This window comes from Phocaeicola barnesiae DSM 18169 = JCM 13652, assembly GCF_000374585.1.
In the GTDB taxonomy this organism is placed as follows: domain Bacteria; phylum Bacteroidota; class Bacteroidia; order Bacteroidales; family Bacteroidaceae; genus Phocaeicola; species Phocaeicola barnesiae.
The window spans coordinates 140,743-158,348 of sequence record NZ_KB894644.1; the positions used below are offsets into that span (position 1 = coordinate 140,743).

The 17,606-nt window shown below is 46.3% G+C and carries 16 protein-coding genes and 3 tRNA genes; 12 read left to right on the forward strand and 7 right to left on the reverse strand.

All coding sequences use genetic code 11. The features are described from left to right. Window position 1: 1 nt before the first annotated feature. Together C510_RS0102905 and C510_RS0102910 are read right to left on the reverse strand one after the other, a co-directional pair. Window positions 2-1,222 (reverse strand): efflux RND transporter periplasmic adaptor subunit, encoded by a 1,221-nt coding sequence (locus C510_RS0102905; RefSeq protein WP_018709844.1) that lies wholly within the window; start codon window positions 1,220-1,222, stop codon window positions 2-4. A 12-nt stretch (window positions 1,223-1,234) separates the two neighbouring features. Further along, window positions 1,235-2,578 (reverse strand): TolC family protein, encoded by a 1,344-nt coding sequence (locus C510_RS0102910; protein WP_022339709.1) that lies wholly within the window; start codon window positions 2,576-2,578, stop codon window positions 1,235-1,237. A gap of 148 nt (window positions 2,579-2,726) precedes the next feature. Between C510_RS0102910 and C510_RS0102915 the strand changes: the two genes are divergently transcribed. From C510_RS0102915 to cydB, 3 genes are read left to right on the forward strand one after another with little or no spacing between them, the layout of a single operon-like run. Beyond that, the gene (locus C510_RS0102915; RefSeq protein ID WP_018709846.1) at window positions 2,727-2,960 is read left to right on the forward strand and encodes a DUF4492 domain-containing protein; all 234 of its coding nucleotides are present in this window, start codon (window positions 2,727-2,729) and stop codon (window positions 2,958-2,960) included. A gap of 31 nt (window positions 2,961-2,991) precedes the next feature. After that, the gene (locus C510_RS0102920; protein ID WP_026320077.1) at window positions 2,992-4,488 is read left to right on the forward strand and encodes a cytochrome ubiquinol oxidase subunit I; all 1,497 of its coding nucleotides are present in this window, start codon (window positions 2,992-2,994) and stop codon (window positions 4,486-4,488) included. Window positions 4,489-4,520: 32 nt separating this feature from the next. After that, window positions 4,521-5,684, forward strand: a complete 1,164-nt coding sequence (cydB, locus tag C510_RS0102925; protein WP_018709848.1) for a cytochrome d ubiquinol oxidase subunit II — start codon at window positions 4,521-4,523, stop codon at window positions 5,682-5,684. 145 nt (window positions 5,685-5,829) lie between these two features. On the opposite strand, the gene C510_RS0102930 is transcribed toward cydB, so the two are convergent. Beyond that, complete coding sequence (locus tag C510_RS0102930) at window positions 5,830-6,972, reverse strand: iron-containing alcohol dehydrogenase (RefSeq protein ID WP_025892181.1); 1,143 nt, start codon at window positions 6,970-6,972, stop codon at window positions 5,830-5,832. A gap of 236 nt (window positions 6,973-7,208) precedes the next feature. On the opposite strand from C510_RS0102930, the gene C510_RS0102935 reads away from it, so the two are divergent. The 5 genes from C510_RS0102935 to C510_RS0102955 all read left to right on the forward strand — a co-directional run bounded on the left by C510_RS0102935 (window position 7,209) and on the right by C510_RS0102955 (window position 11,518). Continuing rightward, entirely contained in the window at window positions 7,209-7,904 is a 696-nt protein-coding gene (locus tag C510_RS0102935) for a hemerythrin domain-containing protein (RefSeq protein ID WP_025892180.1), read from the forward strand. Next, window positions 7,901-8,509: a response regulator transcription factor gene (locus C510_RS0102940; RefSeq protein WP_018709851.1), complete on the forward strand. Its 609-nt coding sequence runs from the start codon at window positions 7,901-7,903 to the stop codon at window positions 8,507-8,509. The genes C510_RS0102935 and C510_RS0102940 overlap by 4 nt, the downstream gene beginning before the upstream one ends. Before the next feature lie 287 nt (window positions 8,510-8,796). Next, on the forward strand, window positions 8,797-9,537 hold the full coding sequence (locus C510_RS0102945; protein ID WP_018709852.1) for a (Fe-S)-binding protein: 741 nt from the start codon (window positions 8,797-8,799) through the stop codon (window positions 9,535-9,537). Further along, window positions 9,534-10,901, forward strand: coding sequence for a lactate utilization protein B (locus C510_RS0102950; protein ID WP_018709853.1), 1,368 nt, complete (start codon window positions 9,534-9,536; stop codon window positions 10,899-10,901). Before C510_RS0102945 ends, C510_RS0102950 begins: the two co-directional genes overlap by 4 nt. Window positions 10,902-10,903: 2 nt before the next feature. Then, window positions 10,904-11,518 carry a LutC/YkgG family protein gene (locus tag C510_RS0102955; RefSeq protein WP_018709854.1) on the forward strand — a complete coding sequence of 205 codons (615 nt, stop codon included), beginning with the start codon at window positions 10,904-10,906 and terminating at the stop codon, window positions 11,516-11,518. An 81-nt stretch (window positions 11,519-11,599) separates the two neighbouring features. Here the strand turns inward: C510_RS0102955 and C510_RS0102960 are convergent, their stop codons facing one another. The 3 genes from C510_RS0102960 to pflB form a co-directional block, all read right to left on the reverse strand. Next, window positions 11,600-12,328 carry a hypothetical protein gene (locus C510_RS0102960; RefSeq protein WP_022339703.1) on the reverse strand — a complete coding sequence of 243 codons (729 nt, stop codon included), beginning with the start codon at window positions 12,326-12,328 and terminating at the stop codon, window positions 11,600-11,602. A 135-nt stretch (window positions 12,329-12,463) separates the two neighbouring features. Beyond that, window positions 12,464-13,192 carry a pyruvate formate-lyase-activating protein gene (gene pflA, locus C510_RS0102965; RefSeq protein WP_018709856.1) on the reverse strand — a complete coding sequence of 243 codons (729 nt, stop codon included), beginning with the start codon at window positions 13,190-13,192 and terminating at the stop codon, window positions 12,464-12,466. An 85-nt stretch (window positions 13,193-13,277) separates the two neighbouring features. Then, complete coding sequence (pflB, locus tag C510_RS0102970) at window positions 13,278-15,500, reverse strand: formate C-acetyltransferase (protein ID WP_018709857.1); 2,223 nt, start codon at window positions 15,498-15,500, stop codon at window positions 13,278-13,280. 280 nt (window positions 15,501-15,780) lie between these two features. Here pflB and C510_RS0102975 point away from each other — a divergent pair. The 3 genes from C510_RS0102975 to C510_RS0102985 all read left to right on the forward strand — a co-directional run bounded on the left by C510_RS0102975 (window position 15,781) and on the right by C510_RS0102985 (window position 16,051). Then, window positions 15,781-15,867, forward strand: a tRNA-Ser gene (locus C510_RS0102975). A gap of 18 nt (window positions 15,868-15,885) precedes the next feature. Then, window positions 15,886-15,958: transfer RNA gene (locus C510_RS0102980), tRNA-Glu, on the forward strand. 6 nt (window positions 15,959-15,964) lie between these two features. Next, window positions 15,965-16,051, forward strand: a tRNA-Ser gene (locus tag C510_RS0102985). A 130-nt stretch (window positions 16,052-16,181) separates the two neighbouring features. On the opposite strand, the gene C510_RS0102990 is transcribed toward C510_RS0102985, so the two are convergent. Further along, the gene (locus C510_RS0102990) at window positions 16,182-17,132 is read right to left on the reverse strand and encodes a cation diffusion facilitator family transporter (RefSeq protein WP_018709858.1); all 951 of its coding nucleotides are present in this window, start codon (window positions 17,130-17,132) and stop codon (window positions 16,182-16,184) included. A 261-nt stretch (window positions 17,133-17,393) separates the two neighbouring features. Here C510_RS0102990 and C510_RS0102995 point away from each other — a divergent pair, with 261 nt between their 5' ends. Further along, on the forward strand, window positions 17,394-17,600 hold the full coding sequence (locus tag C510_RS0102995; protein WP_025892179.1) for a hypothetical protein: 207 nt from the start codon (window positions 17,394-17,396) through the stop codon (window positions 17,598-17,600). Window positions 17,601-17,606: the final 6 nt, after the last annotated feature.

Sequence of the window (17,606 nt, forward strand, 5' to 3'; positions counted from 1 at the left end):
GTTATTTTTTCTTGTTACGGTCAGGAGGACCAGGCATGAAAGGACTCCGTTCGCTTTCGCCTCCCGGCACGGCTTCACCCGTCATGACATCTTCGTTGCCTTTGATGACAGTCTCGGTCACAACAGCTGTTCCTTCATTGACGCCGCTCAGGATTTCTGTGTTCGTTCCGTCGCTCATACCTGTCTTGACCGGATGTGCTGTAAAGACATCATTTTCGAGTGTCCATACTTTGTGGCTGCCTTGACAGTCTTTGACGGTCCGTTTACCGATGATCTGTTTTTCCGGTGTGAAGCGGAGCGCTTTGTTAGGAACAACAAGTACATTCTCACGTACATCGGTGTAGATGGTCACGTTGGCAGTCAGACGAGGTTTCAGTTTCAGATCCGGATTGTCGGCGGTGATGACTACTTCGTAGGTTACGACTGTTTCTGTCGTTGTACTCGAGCTGCTGGAACTGCTGTTGGTACTTCCCAGACGGATTTGTTGTACAGTACCTTCGAATACATCGTTCGGATAGGCATCTACTGTAAAGGTACATTTGGAACCGTCTCTTACACCGGCAATGTCAGCCTCGTCAATGTCGGCTACTACCTGCATCTTGGTCAGGTCGGCGGCGATGGTGAAGAGGGTCGGAGTCTCGAAGCCGGAAGCTACGGTCTGTCCTTCTTCTACATCTTTACTGGTCACTACTCCGTCAATCGGCGAAGTGATGGTAGCGTATGACAGGTTACGTTCCGCCTTGGCCAATGCGGCCTGAGACTGGTTGTAGGTACTTTGGGCACGCTGGTAATTGTATACACATTCCTCGTAGTCCGTTTCACTGATCAACTGCTTTTCGTGCAGCTTCTGGTTCCGTTCATACAGTTTCTTCTGATATTCGTATTCGGCTTTGGCACCGTCAAAGGTAGCTTGTGCCGATTGTAGGTCGCTCAGCAGTGTCACTTTATCCATCTCGGCGATGATTTCACCTTTCTTTACGATAGAATTGTAATCGATATAAATCTTGTCAATGATACCGGACACCTGAGTACCGACCTCAACTTCGGTTACCGGTTCGATGGTACCTGTCGCGGTAATGGAGTTGCTGACGCTGCCTCGCTTGACAGGTTCGGTTGCGAAATCTACCTGGTTGTGGGCTTTGCTTCCACCGAAAGCCCAAATTCCGGCTGCTACAAGGATAATGACGGCAGCACTTCCGATAAGGATTTTCTTCTTGTTCATATGATGTATTTTTTAGATTTTAATGGGTTCTCCTGCATAGAAATCGAGCAGGGTACGATTCAGGATGGCCATGTATTTGGCCTGGATACGCTGCTGTTGGGCACTCAACAGGTTGTTCTTTTCTGTCAGCAGTTCTACGGTATTTTTCATGCCGAGGCTGAACTGTTCGTTTACCAGATCGAAACTGGTCTGGCTGCTTTTCAGTTTCGAATCGGCAGCTGCGAACTGCTGTTGGGCGTTCAGGGCATCCAGCCACAGGCTTTCGATGGTCTTATACAATTCTTTTTCCTGGTTGGTCAGTGACAGCAGACTGTTGTCGTATTGGATGCGTGCTTTCTGTACAGCTGTCTTGTTCTGTCGGTTGTCGAAGATGGGAATACTCAGGGTAACTCCCAGCATGTTGTTCCATCCGTACTTCATCTGTTCCGCCCAGTTGTTTTGGCTGGCATTGTTTGTCATACTGGAAGTGGAGGCTGATAAGCTGATTGTTGGAAGATAACCGGCTTTAGCCGATGAAATAGCCAGTTTGGCGTTTTCGATGCTGAGTTTGCTGCTTTGGATTTCCGGACGTTGTGCCAAAGCTGCCTGATAGATGTCCTGCTGGTTCGGCAGCAGCTGCATCACCTTCGTTTCATCCAGTGTAGGAATGACCAAATCCATTTCTGCCGTACCGTCCAGTTCCAGCAGTTGTTTCAATTGGAGCTTGTAGTCACGGAGTGAACTTTCCGAGGTAATCAGCTGGTATTCATCGTTGCTTACCTGAGCCTCCAGCTGAGCCAGATCGGCCTTTGAGATACTTCCTTCGTTGAACAATTCTTTGGCACGTTCGTAGGTCGCTTTGCTGACTTCCAATGTACCTTTGTTGATGGCAACCGATTCATCGGCATACAGAATTTGCAGATAAAGTTGGGTAATCTGTTCCTGTAGCGTATTGCTGGTGGTCGAAATGGCCAGTTCGGCAATGTCGCGGTTGGTCTGTTGTTGTTTGATGTTGTTCAACCGCTGACCACCGTTCCAGATAGTCCACTGGGCCCGCAAATCGTAGCTTCCGTTGTAGGTGGTCTTACTGTTACTGGTAATGATTTCCGTTCCGCTGACCGTAGCACTCTGTTCCTGGTAAGGGCGGTTTACCACGTTGTGACTGGTACTGAATGAGAGGCTGGGGAAGAGGGCTGCTTTGGCGCTTTTCACATCTTCTTCTGTTTCCTGGAGAGACAATCTGTTTTGCTGCAGCTGAATATTCTTTTCGAGTGCATAGGTTATACAGTCGTCCAGAGTCCACTGCTTCTTTTCTTGTGCACCAGCCTGCATGGCCAAGGCCATTGTGGCAATGAGAAATAAACTTCGCTGTTTCATAATCTGATTACTGTTTTTTGTTGTTACAAAAATAGGAACAACCCTAATCTTTCACAAAAGAGATAGATTGCTCCGCAATTAATCGGGACAAATCGTTGTTTTTTCCCGATAAATCGCTTTCTTTGTAATTATTATAAAAACGGTTTCAATGAAAAAACAGATTATTACCATTTTTCAATTTTATCGGGACGGTTTCCGTGAGATGACATGGGGACGGACATTGTGGTGGCTCATCCTGGTCAAGCTGTTTGTCATCTTCGTGATTCTGAAGCTTTTCTTTTTCCCTTCCTTCCTGAAAGGGAAGACCGAACAGGAAAAACAGGAATATGTAGGGACCGAACTGATAGACAGGGCGTTGGAAGAATCAAAAGAAATTCACTAATAATTAACTGTATCATTTAATTCTAAATTTTATGTTTGAAACGATTGACACATCGATGATTGATTGGTCTCGTGCACAGTTTGCACTGACGGCCATGTATCATTGGCTTTTTGTGCCTTTGACCCTGGGACTCGCTGTGGTGATGGGTACGATGGAGACCTTGTATGTTGTGACAGGTAAAGAGTTCTGGAAACGTACGGCCCAGTTCTGGATGAAGCTGTTCGGTATCAACTTCGCGGTGGGCGTAGCTACCGGACTGATTCTGGAGTTTGAGTTCGGAACGAACTGGAGTAATTATTCCTGGTTTGTAGGTGATATATTCGGAGCACCGCTGGCCATTGAGGGGATTCTGGCCTTTTTCATGGAAGCTACGTTCGTAGCTGTGATGTTTTTCGGGTGGAAGAAGGTGAGCAAAGGTTTTCACCTGGCTTCTACTTGGCTTACCGGACTGGGAGCTACCATTTCTGCGTGGTGGATTCTGGTGGCCAATGCCTGGATGCAGCATCCGGTAGGTATGGCTTTCAATCCGGATACCATGCGAAACGAGATGGTAGATTTCTTGGCAGTAGCTTTTTCACCGGTAGCTGTCATGAAGTTCCTGCATACGGTGTTGAGTAGTTGGGTGTTGGGGGCCGTTTTCGTAATAGGTATCAGTGCCTGGTACTTGCTCCGCAAGCGTGAGACCGAATTTGCTGTTGCCAGCATTAAGGTAGCTTCTTACATCGGGTTGTTCGCTGCTTTGGTGACAGCCGGTACAGGCGACAAGTCCGCTTATCAGGTGGCACACGTACAGCCGATGAAGCTGGCTGCTATGGAAGGCCTGTATGACGGAGGTTACAGAGAACCTCTCACAGTGGTGGGTTCTTTGAAGATTCCTTACATGCTTTCGTTCCTGGCTACTCACGATACGAACGGTTATGTTCCCGGTATCAACGATTTGTTGAACGGTGGGTACGAGCAGGCTGACGGTACAGTGGCTATCTCAGCCGAAGAGAAGATAGCCCGTGGAAAACTGGCTATTGAGGCATTGGGACAATACCGACAGGCCAAGCAGGCGGGCGATGAGGCTGCAGCAGGTATTTCGCGTCGTACTCTGGAAGAGAACATGCCTTATTTCGGCTATGGATACATCAAGGATCCGGCTACTTTGGTACCGCATGTGGGGCTGATGTTCTGGTCTTTCCGTATTATGGTAGGTTTAGGCTGTTATTTCATCCTCTTCTTTGCCGTGATGTTGTTCCTGGCTTACAAGAAGGAACTGGCCCGTTTCTCTTGGTTGCATCATATTGCCCTGTGGAGTATTCCGTTGGCTTACATTGCCAGTCAGGCCGGATGGATTGTAGCCGAAGTCGGTCGTCAGCCTTGGACCATTCAGGATATGCTTCCGGTGAATGCGGCTATTTCCCGTCTGGAAGCCGGTTCGGTACAGACTACCTTCTTCATCTTCCTGGTTATGTTTACCGTACTGATGATTGCTGAAATCGGTATCATGGTAAAGGCTATCCGGAAAGGTCCGGAACATGTATGATCGGGTATTATTCATTTAAATTTTAGGAAAATATGATGACTACAATCGATACAACCTATTTGTTTCTGCAGAACTACTGGTGGTTCCTGGTGTCTTTGTTGGGAGCGATTCTGGTGTTCCTGCTTTTTGTACAGGGAGGTAACTCCTTGTTGTTTAACTTGGGACGTTCGGAGATGGAACGTACCATGCTGGTCAATTCAACCGGCCGGAAATGGGAGTTTACCTTCACAACTTTGGTGACTTTCGGTGGAGCTTTCTTTGCTTCGTTTCCTTTGTTTTATAGTACCAGTTTCGGAGGTGCTTACTGGTTATGGATGATTATTCTGTTCAGCTTTGTCTTGCAGGCCGTTTCTTATGAGTTCCAGTCGAAGCTCGGTAACCTGTTGGGAAAGAAGACTTATCAGGTGTTTCTGGTTATCAACGGAGTTGTCGGTCCTGTGTTGTTGGGTGCGGCGGTAGCTACTTTTTTCAACGGTTCCAATTTCGTGATCAACAAAGGAAACCTGACCGATGAAATGATGCCTGTCATCAGCCTGTGGGCAAACGGTTGGCACGGACTTGACGCTTTCCTGGACCCGTGGAATCTGGTGTTGGGGCTGGCTGTCTTTTTCCTGGCCCGGCTGTTGGGTAACTTGTATTTCATCAACAATATTCGCAGTGAAGAACTGATTCCCCGATGCCGCCGGCAATTGATTTCGGATGCAGTTCCTTTCCTGATATTCTTCCTGGCTTTCGTTATCCGCACATTGTTGAAGGATGGATTCGCGGTGAATCCGGAAACAGGAGAAGTATATATGGAGCCTTACAAGTATTTCCAGAATCTGATACAGATGCCTTACCTGTTGGTATTGTTTCTGGTAGGAGTGGTAGGTGTACTGTATGGGTTAATCAGAAGTGTTTTCTGCAAGACGTTTACGAAAGGTATCTGGTTTGCCGGTATCGGTACTATACTTACTGTATTGGCTTTGCTGCTAAGCGTCGGTTACAACCATACGGCGTATTATCCTTCGTTGTCAGACCTGCAAAGTTCATTGACATTGGCCAACAGTTGCTCCAGTAAGTTTACGCTGGAAGTGATGGCTTATGTTTCTATTCTCGTACCGTTTGTGTTGGCTTACATCTTCTATGCCTGGAGGGCTATCGACCGTAAACCGATTACTCCGGAAGAAATGAGAAACGACGAGCATACGTATTGATAACAAGATTGTCTGATCATTTGCAAGAAATGGGCTGTGTCATCGCTTTGACACAGCCCATTTTGTGAATCAAGGTTTTGTCGGTGTTCCGAATATTCCTTATTGATGCAACTTCGTTCAAGTCGGCTATTGGTGGTGACGAGGGTTAGCGTACCCGTTCCAGTATTTCTTTGGCTGTTTTTCCGTCTACCAGTCCGTCTTCGCCGAAATGAACCTGACGTTCATTGAATCGCTTTTCGATTTCTTCAATAACCGTTGTACCGATGTTTTCTTCGTGCAGACGGGTGGTCAATCCCAGAGAGCGGAAGAAGGCTTCTGTCCTTTGAATGGTTTTTTCGATGCGTTCCTCTTCTGTGCCGGAGGTTATACCGAATACACGAGCTCCCAATTGGAGTAACTTACTTTTTTTCGGTTCCCGCAATACCCACATGGTACCCGGTAGAACGATTGCCAACGTATGTCCGTGGGTCAATCCTGTCAGAGCGGTGATTTCATGGCCTATCATGTGGGTAGACCAGTCTTCGGTTACTCCCAAAGCGATGAAACCGTTCAGTCCCATGGTGGCACACATCATGAAATCGGCCATCAACTGGTAGTCGTTTTTGTTTTCATGTATCTGTGGAGCGATTTCAACCAGTGTCTGAAGGATGCCTTCTGCCCAACGGTCCATTACACGGGATTCACCGGTTTTGGTCAGGTATTGCTCCATGACGTGTACGAATGTATCGGCCATGCCACAGGCTATTTGGTATGGTGGTAATGAGAAGGTGACTTCCGGATCCAAAATAGAGAACACAGGGAAATGAGCGTAGAAAGGATATTTCTCTTGGGTTTCTCGGCATGAGATAACTGCGCCATTGTTCATTTCAGAACCTGTTGCCGGCAAAGTCAATACGGTAGCTAAAGGAACGGTATGTGTAGCGCTTCCTTTCTGTACCAGTTCCCAGGCGTCACCTTCATACAGCAGACCGGCAGAAATCAGTTTTGTACCGTCAATGACGGAACCACCTCCTACAGCCAGCAGAAAATCTACGTTTTCTTCTTTACCCAAGGCAATGGCTTTCCGCAGGGTCTCGATGGCTGGATTGGGCTCTATTCCCCAGAATTCTACTGTCTGATAATCTTTTAAGGCAGCTTTCACCTGGTCGTATACTCCGTTTTTCTTGACACTACCACCCCCGAAGGTAATCATTACTTTTTTCCCGGCAGGGATTTCTTCGCTCAATCGGGCGATAGTACCTTTTCCCATAATCAGTCTTGTCAGGTTCTGGAAACTAAAGTTATTCATCATGATGTTATAAGTTTAAATGAATGTTGGATTTCTGAAAACAAAGACATGTTCCCATTTGTTTTCCTATAAGCAAAAATAAGGATTTTTTTGTATCCGCAGCAAGGATGTAATGCCTTTTATGATGTATCTTTGTGCAAATACGTGCCCCTGAATATACCTATAAGTGGGGATTGTATACGCTGATTGAATTTACTTATTTTGCACTCAAGAAAAATATGAATAGTGTATTGACCATGTTTAGACCAAGAACGTACAAGCCTATCGATAAGATGAGTGACCTCATCTGCGAAAATTATGTGATGCTCCAAGTGTTGAGCCGTTTCGGGCTTTCGTTAGGTTTTGGAGACAAGACGATACAGGAAGTATGCGAAGGAAATGGAGTTGATTACAAGACCTTTCTCATTGTCGTGAATTTCCTGCTCGAGGACAGTGACCGGATGCAGGATCATTTGAAGGACCTTTCCATTCCGGCGTTGATGAGTTACCTGAAGCAGGCGCATCATTATTTTCTGGACTTCCAGTTGCCGGCTATCCGTCGAAAATTGATAGAAGCCATCAGCGGTTCGCCGGAACAGCAGGTTGTCTTTCTGATTATCCAGTTTTACGATGCTTATGTGGCTGAGGTCCGTAAGCACATGGAATACGAGAATCAGAAGGTTTTTACTTATGTAGAGCAATTGCTTCAGGGGCAGAATCCGGACGCTTATAACATCGGAGTGTTTGCCCGCCATCATGATCAGATAAATGCCAAACTCACGGAATTGAAAAATATTATCATAAAATATTATCCGACCAACGGTGACAACCAACTGTTGAACGCGACTTTGTTCGACATATTCAGTTGCGAAGAGGATTTGGCCTCGCACAATCGGGTAGAAGATTACTTGTTTGTGCCTGCCATCATGGAGTTGGAAAAGGAGGTGAAATGAAATCTCAGGAAACAATACATATAGCTGTAGCCGATACTTCAATCATTGTCCGTAGCGGGCTGGTTGCGGTATTGAAGCGGTTGCCCGATTTGAATATTCAGACGATTGAAGTGACTTCCAAAGAAGGGTTGCAGCATTGTATGGATGCACATCGACCGGATTTGCTGATTGTCAGTCCTCAATTTGAAGGCTGGTTTGACTTGGACGGGTTTAAACAGACTTATGGAGTGCATGAACTGAAAGTCGTGGCATTGGTTTCGGTAGTAATGGATGCCAATCAGCTGAAGGATTATGATGAGCAGATTAATCTGTTCGACGATGTGGAAAAGTTGACTCAGAAAATCTCTTCGCTGATGAATGTTGCTGAAGAGGATGAGAATGAACTCGACACACTGAGTCAGCGGGAAAAGGAAATCATTGGATGCGTGGTAAGAGGAATGACCAATAAGGAAATTGCCGAAAAGCTGTTTATTTCGGTACATACTGTCATTACCCACCGCCGGAATATTACCCGGAAACTGCAGATTCATTCTGCTGCAGGTCTGACTATCTATGCTATCGTGAATAAGCTGGTAGAATTGGGGGAGGTCAAGATGAACCTTTGAATTTGATTCTGGCCACTGCCTTATCTGGATTGTTTCTAAATACCTAATTTTAGGTATTGCCTGATTGGCTGAAACCCGGTATCTTTGCAGTGTTAGTCATATAGAAATTACGTAAACCACAAAAGTAAAAGAAGTTAGTTATTAGTTGGGTGCGCCCTGCGAAGTGATTCGCGGGGCGCACGCATTTTAGGTTCTTGGAAAGGTTCTCTTTCTTTTTTCGGCAATCTCTTTTTTCATTCATGAATATCCTATAAATTTGTTGTTTGAAAACCAAAAACTGAAATACAATGAAAGTAGGATTGTTCATTCCCTGCTACATCAATGCAGTTTATCCTCAAGTAGGAGTAGCTTCATACAAGCTGCTGAAGAGTTTGGGCGTTGATGTGGACTATCCGCTTGACCAGACCTGTTGTGGACAGCCGATGGCCAATGCCGGATTTGAAGATGAAGCGGTGGAACTTGCCAAACGTTTCGACCGTCTGTTCGAGCATTATGATTATATCGTAGGGCCGTCGGCCAGTTGTGTGGTGTTTGTGCGCGACCATTATGGTAATTTACTGGCGAAAGAGCAGCACCGTTGTGCCAGTGAAGGGAAGATTTATGATATCTGTGAGTTCATTCATGATGTGGTGAAACCTACTTCTCTTGCAGCCTCTTTCCCACATAAAGTCAGTATACAGAACAGTTGCCACGGTGTACGCTTGATGCATTTGTCTGCTCCCAGTGAACTGAATATTCCTTATTACAACAAATTGCGTGATTTGCTTTCATTGGTAAAAGGCATTGAGATTGTGGAACCGGAACGTCCTGATGAATGTTGTGGATTCGGAGGTATGTTTGCCGTTGAGGAACATGCGGTTTCCGGTCGGATGGGGCGTGACAAAGTACAGCGTCATATCGATACCGGTGCTGAATATATTGTAGGTGCCGACAGTTCTTGTCTGATGCATCAGACCGGTATTATTAACCGTGATCACCTTCCAATCAAGACTATCCATATTGTTGAAATCTTAGCTTCCGGATTATGAGTACAAAACATTCCATTGCAGCCGAGAAATTCCAGGAAAACCGGGAATTGGCATCCTGGCATGACCAGACCTTGTGGATGGTACGTGCCAAACGAGATAAAATCAGTAAAGAAGTACCAGAGTGGGAGAAGCTCCGTGACATGTCCTGTGCCATCAAGCAATACAGTAACAGCCACTTGGACTTGTTGCTTCAGGAGTTCGAAAAGAATGCTATCGCCAATGGCGCCCATGTTTATTGGGCGAAAGATGCCGATGAATATTGTTCGATTATCCACCATATTCTGGAAGGACACCACGTCAAGCATTTCATCAAAAGCAAATCCATGCTGGCAGAGGAGTGCGGGCTGAATGAATATTTGGAGGAAAAGGGCATTGAGGTTGTGGAAAGTGATTTGGGTGAGCGTATTCTTCAATTGATGCATAAGCGGCCGAGTCATATCGTCATGCCTGCCATTCATATCAAGAAAGAGGAAATCGGTGAACTGTTTGTCAAGGAGATGGGGACTGAACCCGGAAACAATGACCAGACGTATCTGACCCATGCGGCCCGTAAGAACCTTCGTCATAAGTTTATTGAAGCCGAGGCTGCCATGACAGGAGCGAATTTTGCGGTTGCTTCGACCGGCGAATGTGTTGTCTGCACCAATGAAGGGAATGCGGACATGGGAACTTCACAGCCGAAGTTACAGATTACTGCTTTCGGAATGGAGAAGATTGTACCCGACCGTGACGCATTGGGTGTTTTTACCCGTCTGTTGGCCCGTTCGGGAACAGGGCAGCCGATTACCACCTATACTTCTCATTACCGGAAACCGCGTAAGGGTGGTGAGCTGCATATCATCATTGTAGATAATGGCCGTAGTCAGATTCTGGCCGATCCGGACCATGTGAAGACACTGAACTGTCTACGCTGTGGTGCCTGTATGAATACCTGTCCGGTTTATCGCCGGAGTGGGGGATATTCCTATACTTATTTCATTCCCGGACCGATTGGCATCAATTTAGGAATGCTGAAGGCTCCGTTGCATTATTATGATAATGTATCGGCTTGTTCGCTTTGTCATTCCTGTCAGAATGTTTGTCCTGCCAAGGTCGATTTGGCCGACCAGATTTACCGTTGGCGACAGAAGCTTCACGGTTTAGGTGTGGCCAGTTCTTCCAAGAAATATCTTTCCGGTGGAATGAAGATGCTGATGGAACATCCTCATCTCTTCAATCTGGCACTGAAGAGTGCGCCGATAGCCAATGCGTTACCTCATTGGATGGTATATAATGGACTGAACGACTGGGGCAAGGAGCATGAGATGCCGGAATTTGCCAAAGAGAGCTTTAATGAAATGTGGAAGAATAACAAAGTGAAGTGATCATGAGCAGTAGAGAAGATATTTTGCAGAGTATTCGTCGGAATACAAGAGTCCGTTATGAAAAACCGGATTATTTGCCGCTGGAGCAAGAAGCAATGACTTATCTCGATAAATTGGCCCGCTTTCAGGAAGTCATGACTCAAGTGGGTGGTCGTGCTGTCATCTTGCAGGAGGGCGAAGACTTGAATACAGTTATCCGGAAATTGTATCCGGAAGCGGTACGGGTGGCTGCCTATATGTCTGAAGTGACTTGTGGTACGGGAGTGCAGTGTCTGTCATGTGCTACTTTCCATCCGGACGATGTGGAGAAACCGGCTGATTTGGATGGAACGGATTTGGCCATTATACGGGGTAGTGTAGGGGTTTGCGAGAACGGTGCTGTGTGGATTTGTCAGGAAGTTGAGCAGCGTGCCGTTTATTTCATCTCGGAAGCGCTGGTGATTCTATTGGACCGGAAGAATCTGGTGAATAATATGCACGAGGCCTATAAACGAATCGATACCGGCGATTATGGATACGGAGTCTTTATCTCCGGTCCTTCCAAAACGGCCGATATCGAGCAGGCATTGGTAATGGGAGCTCATGGAGCCCGTGATGTTACCGTTATCCTGCTGTAATAGTCGATATAAAATATAAGGGCGATACCATTGGATTTGTCTTTGGTATCGCCCTGTATTGTTTCAGAATTTATCTTTTATTTAGAAGATACGTCCGCTTAGCCGGAGTTTCAATACCGGATAAACTGTCAATTTGTTGATGAGGTCTGTGTATTCATTATCAGCTTCATCTACCAGGTTACCTAAATCTCCTGTATCAGAATATACTTTGGGCGTTCCATGGAATTGAACACCTACTTCAAAAGCTACGTTGATTCTGTTTTTAGGTACGAGGCGTCCGATACCTAAACCCAAATAAGGACGGAAACCGGCAACCTTCAATCCACCGGATACATTACCGTTTTCATCTACCGGAATGGTATAGTCACCGATTTCGATACCATAGTCACCTCCATCCGGCAAATCATTGGTATGTCCTGTGAGCTGTACCAGTTTGCTTCCACCGAAATAAGCACCGGCTGCCACAAAGAAACTGGATGATTTGAACGGATAAACGTTCAATAACAAGTTTCCAGATGTTCTTTTTAAGGTTCCTTCTGCATTGAGGGTACCGTAATAAGGTGTACCATTAGCTTCACCGCTGACGTCTACATCTCCATTCATGGAGAAGCCAGGCATAAAGTCAACACCAGCTCTTAATGCCAGATAATTACCTATAGGAGTGGCCACATCAAAACCGATACCTGTAGTTCCTACATTCAACCCCACCGCAACAGAATTAAAATACCCATAATTGTGTTCTTGTGCATACAGCTTACTGCTTCCTATTCCAGCTAGCAGTAGCAAACAACTAAAAATAAATCTTTTCATATTCATTAAATATAGATGGTACAAATTTAATATTTATTTAACTTTCTTCCAAATGGATATCTTATAAATTGTATCTATGTGGTTGGATTTATATACTATACAGGTTTATTTGTTTGTTAAGTGGTTAGAATTAAATCAGTTTATGTATACAGTTTTAAAGAATTGTTGAAATAGCTTTCTGGCTTCCTCTAACTGTTCGGGCGTATTTTGTTTTACATCTTTCAGTTTGTATTCCAGGTTCATCGCTTCATACTTGTGGACTCCGAGTGTGTGGTATGGAAGAATTTCCACACGCTGTATCATCTGGTAATGCTGGAAATGTTGTCCCAAAGCTTCGATGTCTTCCTGGAAGAAACTATAGCCGGGCACCAGTACGTAACGCAGCCAGAACGGTTTCCCGTGTTCCTCCAGCCAGGCTGCAGTTTTCAGAGTCTGCTCGTTGCTGCGGCTGGTCAGCGCCTGATGGCGTTCGTTATTGAACTCCTTTACATCGAGTAAGACCAGGTCTGCCAGGGTGAAAAGCTCTTCTACGTCTTTGTTCCAGATGCCTCCATTGGTATCTACACAGATGTGGATACCGGCCTCTTTCAGTTGACGGAACAGTGGAACCAATGCCTTGGCCTGGAAAGTCGGTTCACCTCCACTGAAAGTGATTCCCCCTTTCTTGCCGAAGAACGGTTTCTGGCTCACAGCCATCCGTACGATTTCTTCGGGAGTGGTTTCTTTGCTTTCTCCTTTGGCATCGATGGTATCAGGGTTGGCACAATACAGGCAACGGAAGTTGCAGCCTTGCAGGAACACAACCAAGCGTATGCCCGGTCCGTCGTAAGTACCCAGTGATTCGTAGGAATGTACTCTAATCATAGTCATAATAATTGGAATGAAAAAATAAATGCCACTCAGGAGACAAAGCTCCTGAATGACATTTGTATCGATAAAGTAGGGATGATTACATGCGTTCGTGGAAACTGCGTGAAATCACTTCCAGCTGATGTTCACGGCTCAATTTGATGAAGTTCACGGCATAACCGGAAACACGGATAGTCAGCTGCGGATATTTTTCCGGATGTTCCATCGCGTCTTCCAGCATTTCACGGTTCAGTACGTTCACGTTCAAGTGGTGTGCGCCTTTCACAAAGTAACCGTCCATCATAGTCACCAGGTTCTCAATACGGCTTTCCTTGTCAACACCCAAGGATTTCGGAACGATGGAGAATGTATTACTGATACCGTCCTGAGAGTCACGGTAACGCAGTTTGGCTACCGAGCTCAGCGAAGCGATGGCACCGTTCTTGTCGCGTCCGTGCATCGGGTTGGCACCTGGTGCGAAAGCTACACCTTTGGCACGTCCGTCCGGAGTAGCACCAGTCTTCTTACCATACATTACGTTTGAAGTAATGGTCAGGATAGAAAGGGTCGGTTTGGCATTCTTGTAAACCGGAAGTTTCTTCAGTTCCTCGTCGAAGTAATAAATCAGGTCTACAGCCAAGTGGTCTACACGGTCATCGTCGTTACCGAAGCAAGGATATTCTCCTTCGATGTCGAATCCTTCAGTTAGACCGATATCGTTACGTTTGGCAGTTACTTTCGCATATTTGATGGCGGACAGAGAGTCGACTGCGATTGACATACCGGCTACACCGTAAGCCAGGTTGATGGCCGGGTCAGTATCTACGAAAGCCATCTGAGCCTTTTCGTAATAATACTTGTCGTGCATGTAGTGAATGATATTCATTGCCTCATTATATACACGGGCCATTTCCTTCAGTACCTTCTTATAGTTAGCCAACACTTCTTCGAAGTTAAGTTCGTCGCTGCTCAACATCGGGATATCCTTCACCATCAAAGTACCGGTATTTTCGCAACGTCCGCCGTTGATGGCCAGCAACAGAGCTTTGGCCAGGTTGCAACGTGCGCCGAAGAACTGGATGTGACGGCCGATATCCTGGTAAGATACACAGCAGGCGATACCATAGTCGTCCGAGTTACGTACTTCGCGCATCAGCTCATCGTTTTCGTACTGGATGGAAGAAGTGTCGATAGAAACCTGTGCGCAGAAATCCTTGAAACCTTCCGGCAGCTGCGGGCTCCACAGTACGGTCAAGTTCGGTTCCGGTGAGGGGCCGAGGTTGTACAGGGTCTGCAGGAAACGGAACGAAGTCTTGGTCACTTTGGTGCGTCCGTCATTGAAGCGTCCACCGATGGCTTCGGTCACCCAAGTCGGGTCGCCGGCAAAGATGTCGGTATAAGCCTGCATACGCAGGTGGCGTACCATACGCAATTTGATGACGAACTGGTCAATCAACTCCTGGGCATGCAGTTCGTCCAGACCGTTATGAGCCATATCGTATTCGATGTAGATATCCAGGAAAGAAGAAACGTTACCCAGTGACATGGCGGCACCGTCCTGCTCTTTTACAGCAGCCAGATAAGCCATGTATACCCATTGAACAGCTTCGCGGGCATTTGTTGCCGGACGGCTTAAATCCAGGCCGTACTGTTCGCCCATAATCTTGATTTCCTTCAGGGCCTTGATTTGTTCGGCTACTTCTTCACGCAAGCGGATGCGTGCATCAGTCATCGGTCCGGTCAGATGGCGGAGGTCGTTCTGCTTGGCTTCAATCAGACGGTCCAGACCATACAATGCCAGACGGCGGTAGTCACCGATGATACGTCCACGGGCGTAGTTGTCAGGAAGACCTGTCAGGAATCCCAGTGAACGGAATGAGCGGATTTCTTCAGTATATGCGTCGAAAACACCGTCGTTATGTGTTTTCCGATAATGTGTAAAGATATCTTTTACTTTAGGGTCGACTTCCACACCGTTTTCACGGCAGGCTTTTTCTACGACTTTGATGCCACCGAAAGGTTTGATGGCGCGTCGGAGCAGTTCATCGGTCTGAAGTCCGACAATCACTTCGTTCTCCTTGTCTATATAGCCGGGAGCAAAAGAAGTGATGGTTGATACGGTCGATGGGTCCAACGAGCGTACGCCGTTGTTTGCACGTTCTTCGGCCAACGCTTCCAGACATTTGTTCCATACTGCTTTTGTTCGTTCGGTCGGACCGGCCAGAAATGATGCATCGCCTTCGTAAGGAGTGATGTTCAGTTTTACGAAATCGGTTACATTGATTTCATGGTTCCAGCGTCCTTCTTTAAAGTTCATTGTCATAGGTGAAAAGTTAAGGGGTTTTCTATATCTGCTGCAAAGTTACATAATGCGTTTTGATTACACAATACCTAGAATTAGTTAGATTGTTAAATTGAAATAATTACAATTTAAAGATGCCGCTCTATCTTGGCGGAAGTATTAATCGCTTTACTATCAGATTCCTATTGAGGGGCTTGTTAAAAGCGGATAAAAAAAGTGTTCAAAATGTTTGCACATCTCGAAAAGTCCCTCTATATTTGCACCGCGTTTGAGAGAAAACGCAACCGAAACTTGGAGTTTTGGAAGTTTGGGTGAGTGGCTGAAACCAGCAGTTTGCTAAACTGCCGTACGGGTAACCGTACCGGGGGTTCGAATCCCCCAGCTTCCGCTTCGGTTTTTGAAACATGGCGCTTTCGTCTAGTGGCCTAGGACGCGGCCCTCTCACGGCTGAAACACGGGTTCGATTCCCGTATGCGCTACTTATTGGAAGTTTGGGTGAGTGGCTGAAACCAGCAGTTTGCTAAACTGCCGTACGGGTAACCGTACCGGGGGTTCGAATCCCCCAGCTTCCGCTTCCATTTCTAGAGATACTCCCGCAGATTCATTTCTGTCGGGAGTTTTTTATTGGGTATGTGCCTGTTTCCAGAGGCTTCCGCAGCCTTTTGGCCCCAGTAATTCTCATCTTACATTGATAATCGTTTGTTATTTTTCTCCGTTACATCCGCAGCATCCTTCTTCTCCACAGGTATGCCCTGTTCGTTCGCATTCGATGGTGCTGTGGTGGATACCCTTTTCACGCAGGGCATGTTTCAATGCATGTGTAACGGTTTCCAGTTCTTCCAGATCTTTCAGGACAATGTGTAGTGTAGCGGCATTCTCGGTAGTACTTACTGCCCACACATGCAGGTGATGCCAGCTTTCGATACCCGGTGTCTCATCGATGGCTGTTTCCACTTCTTTCATATCAATTCCTTCGGGTACTCCGTCCAGGGTAAGAAAAAGGCTTTCTTTCAGCAGATTCCAAGTAGAAAGCAGGATGATGAAAGCAATACTTAGTCCGATAATCGGGTCAATCCATTCCCATCCCGTATAACTGATAATCAGTCCTGAAATGACTACTCCTACAGATACCAGTGTATCCATGGCCATGTGGAGGTATGCACCTTTCACGTTCAGGTCATTTCCTTGTTGCTTCATGAGCAGCCAGGCTGTCAGTCCGTTTACTAGTATGCCGGCTCCGGCGACCCATGAAATCACTTCGCCCGATACCGGTTCCGGGTGTCGAAGTTTGTCAATACTTTCTATCAGGATGGCACCCACAGCTACCAGCAGGATAATGGCATTTACCAAAGATACCAGAATGGTACTCTTCTTATAGCCGTAGGTGAAATGTCGGTTGCTGCGATGCATGGCCATGCGGATGGCAAAGAGTGAAAGCAGCAGACTGAACACATCGCTGAGGTTATGTCCGGCATCAGAGAGGAGCCCCAAGGAGTTCGTGTAGAGGCCGGCGCCGGCTTCTACTGCTACAAACAGCAGATTAAGTATGATACAGGTGATGAAGATACCGCTCAGTGTAGTAGGAACGGCATGATGGTGATGATGGTGGTGATGTGCATGTCCGTGTGAATGTTGGTGCTGGTTTGTTTCCATGGTTTTTCGGCTTATTGTTATCTGCCACAAAGGTAGAAGTTTTTTCCGTGTGTTGAGCCGCTGAAGGTAGAATAACAACCCGGTTGCATCCGGAAACTCCGGTTACTAGAGAAGCAGGTTTGTATATAATCGGTAGCAGATTCCGGGAAATGACCGTTACGAAAGAAAGTAACCGATGAAATATCCGATAAATTTGTTTGCAGGAAATCAAAACTGTTTCTACATTTGTTGTAATTCATGGAAATCCTATTTTGTTATCAGATGAAGAAAATGTTATGTCCGCAGTGTAAGATAGCTGCCATGTATGTAAAGAACGAATCAGGAGAACGTAGATTGGTGTATGTCACCGACCAGGCTGAGGTGATACCGAAGAATCCCGATGAGACATTGGAAGGTTTCGACGTTTCGGAGGTCTTTTGTCTGGGATGTTCCTGGCACGGTTCTCCCAAGAAATTGGTCAGATATTGAAATGGG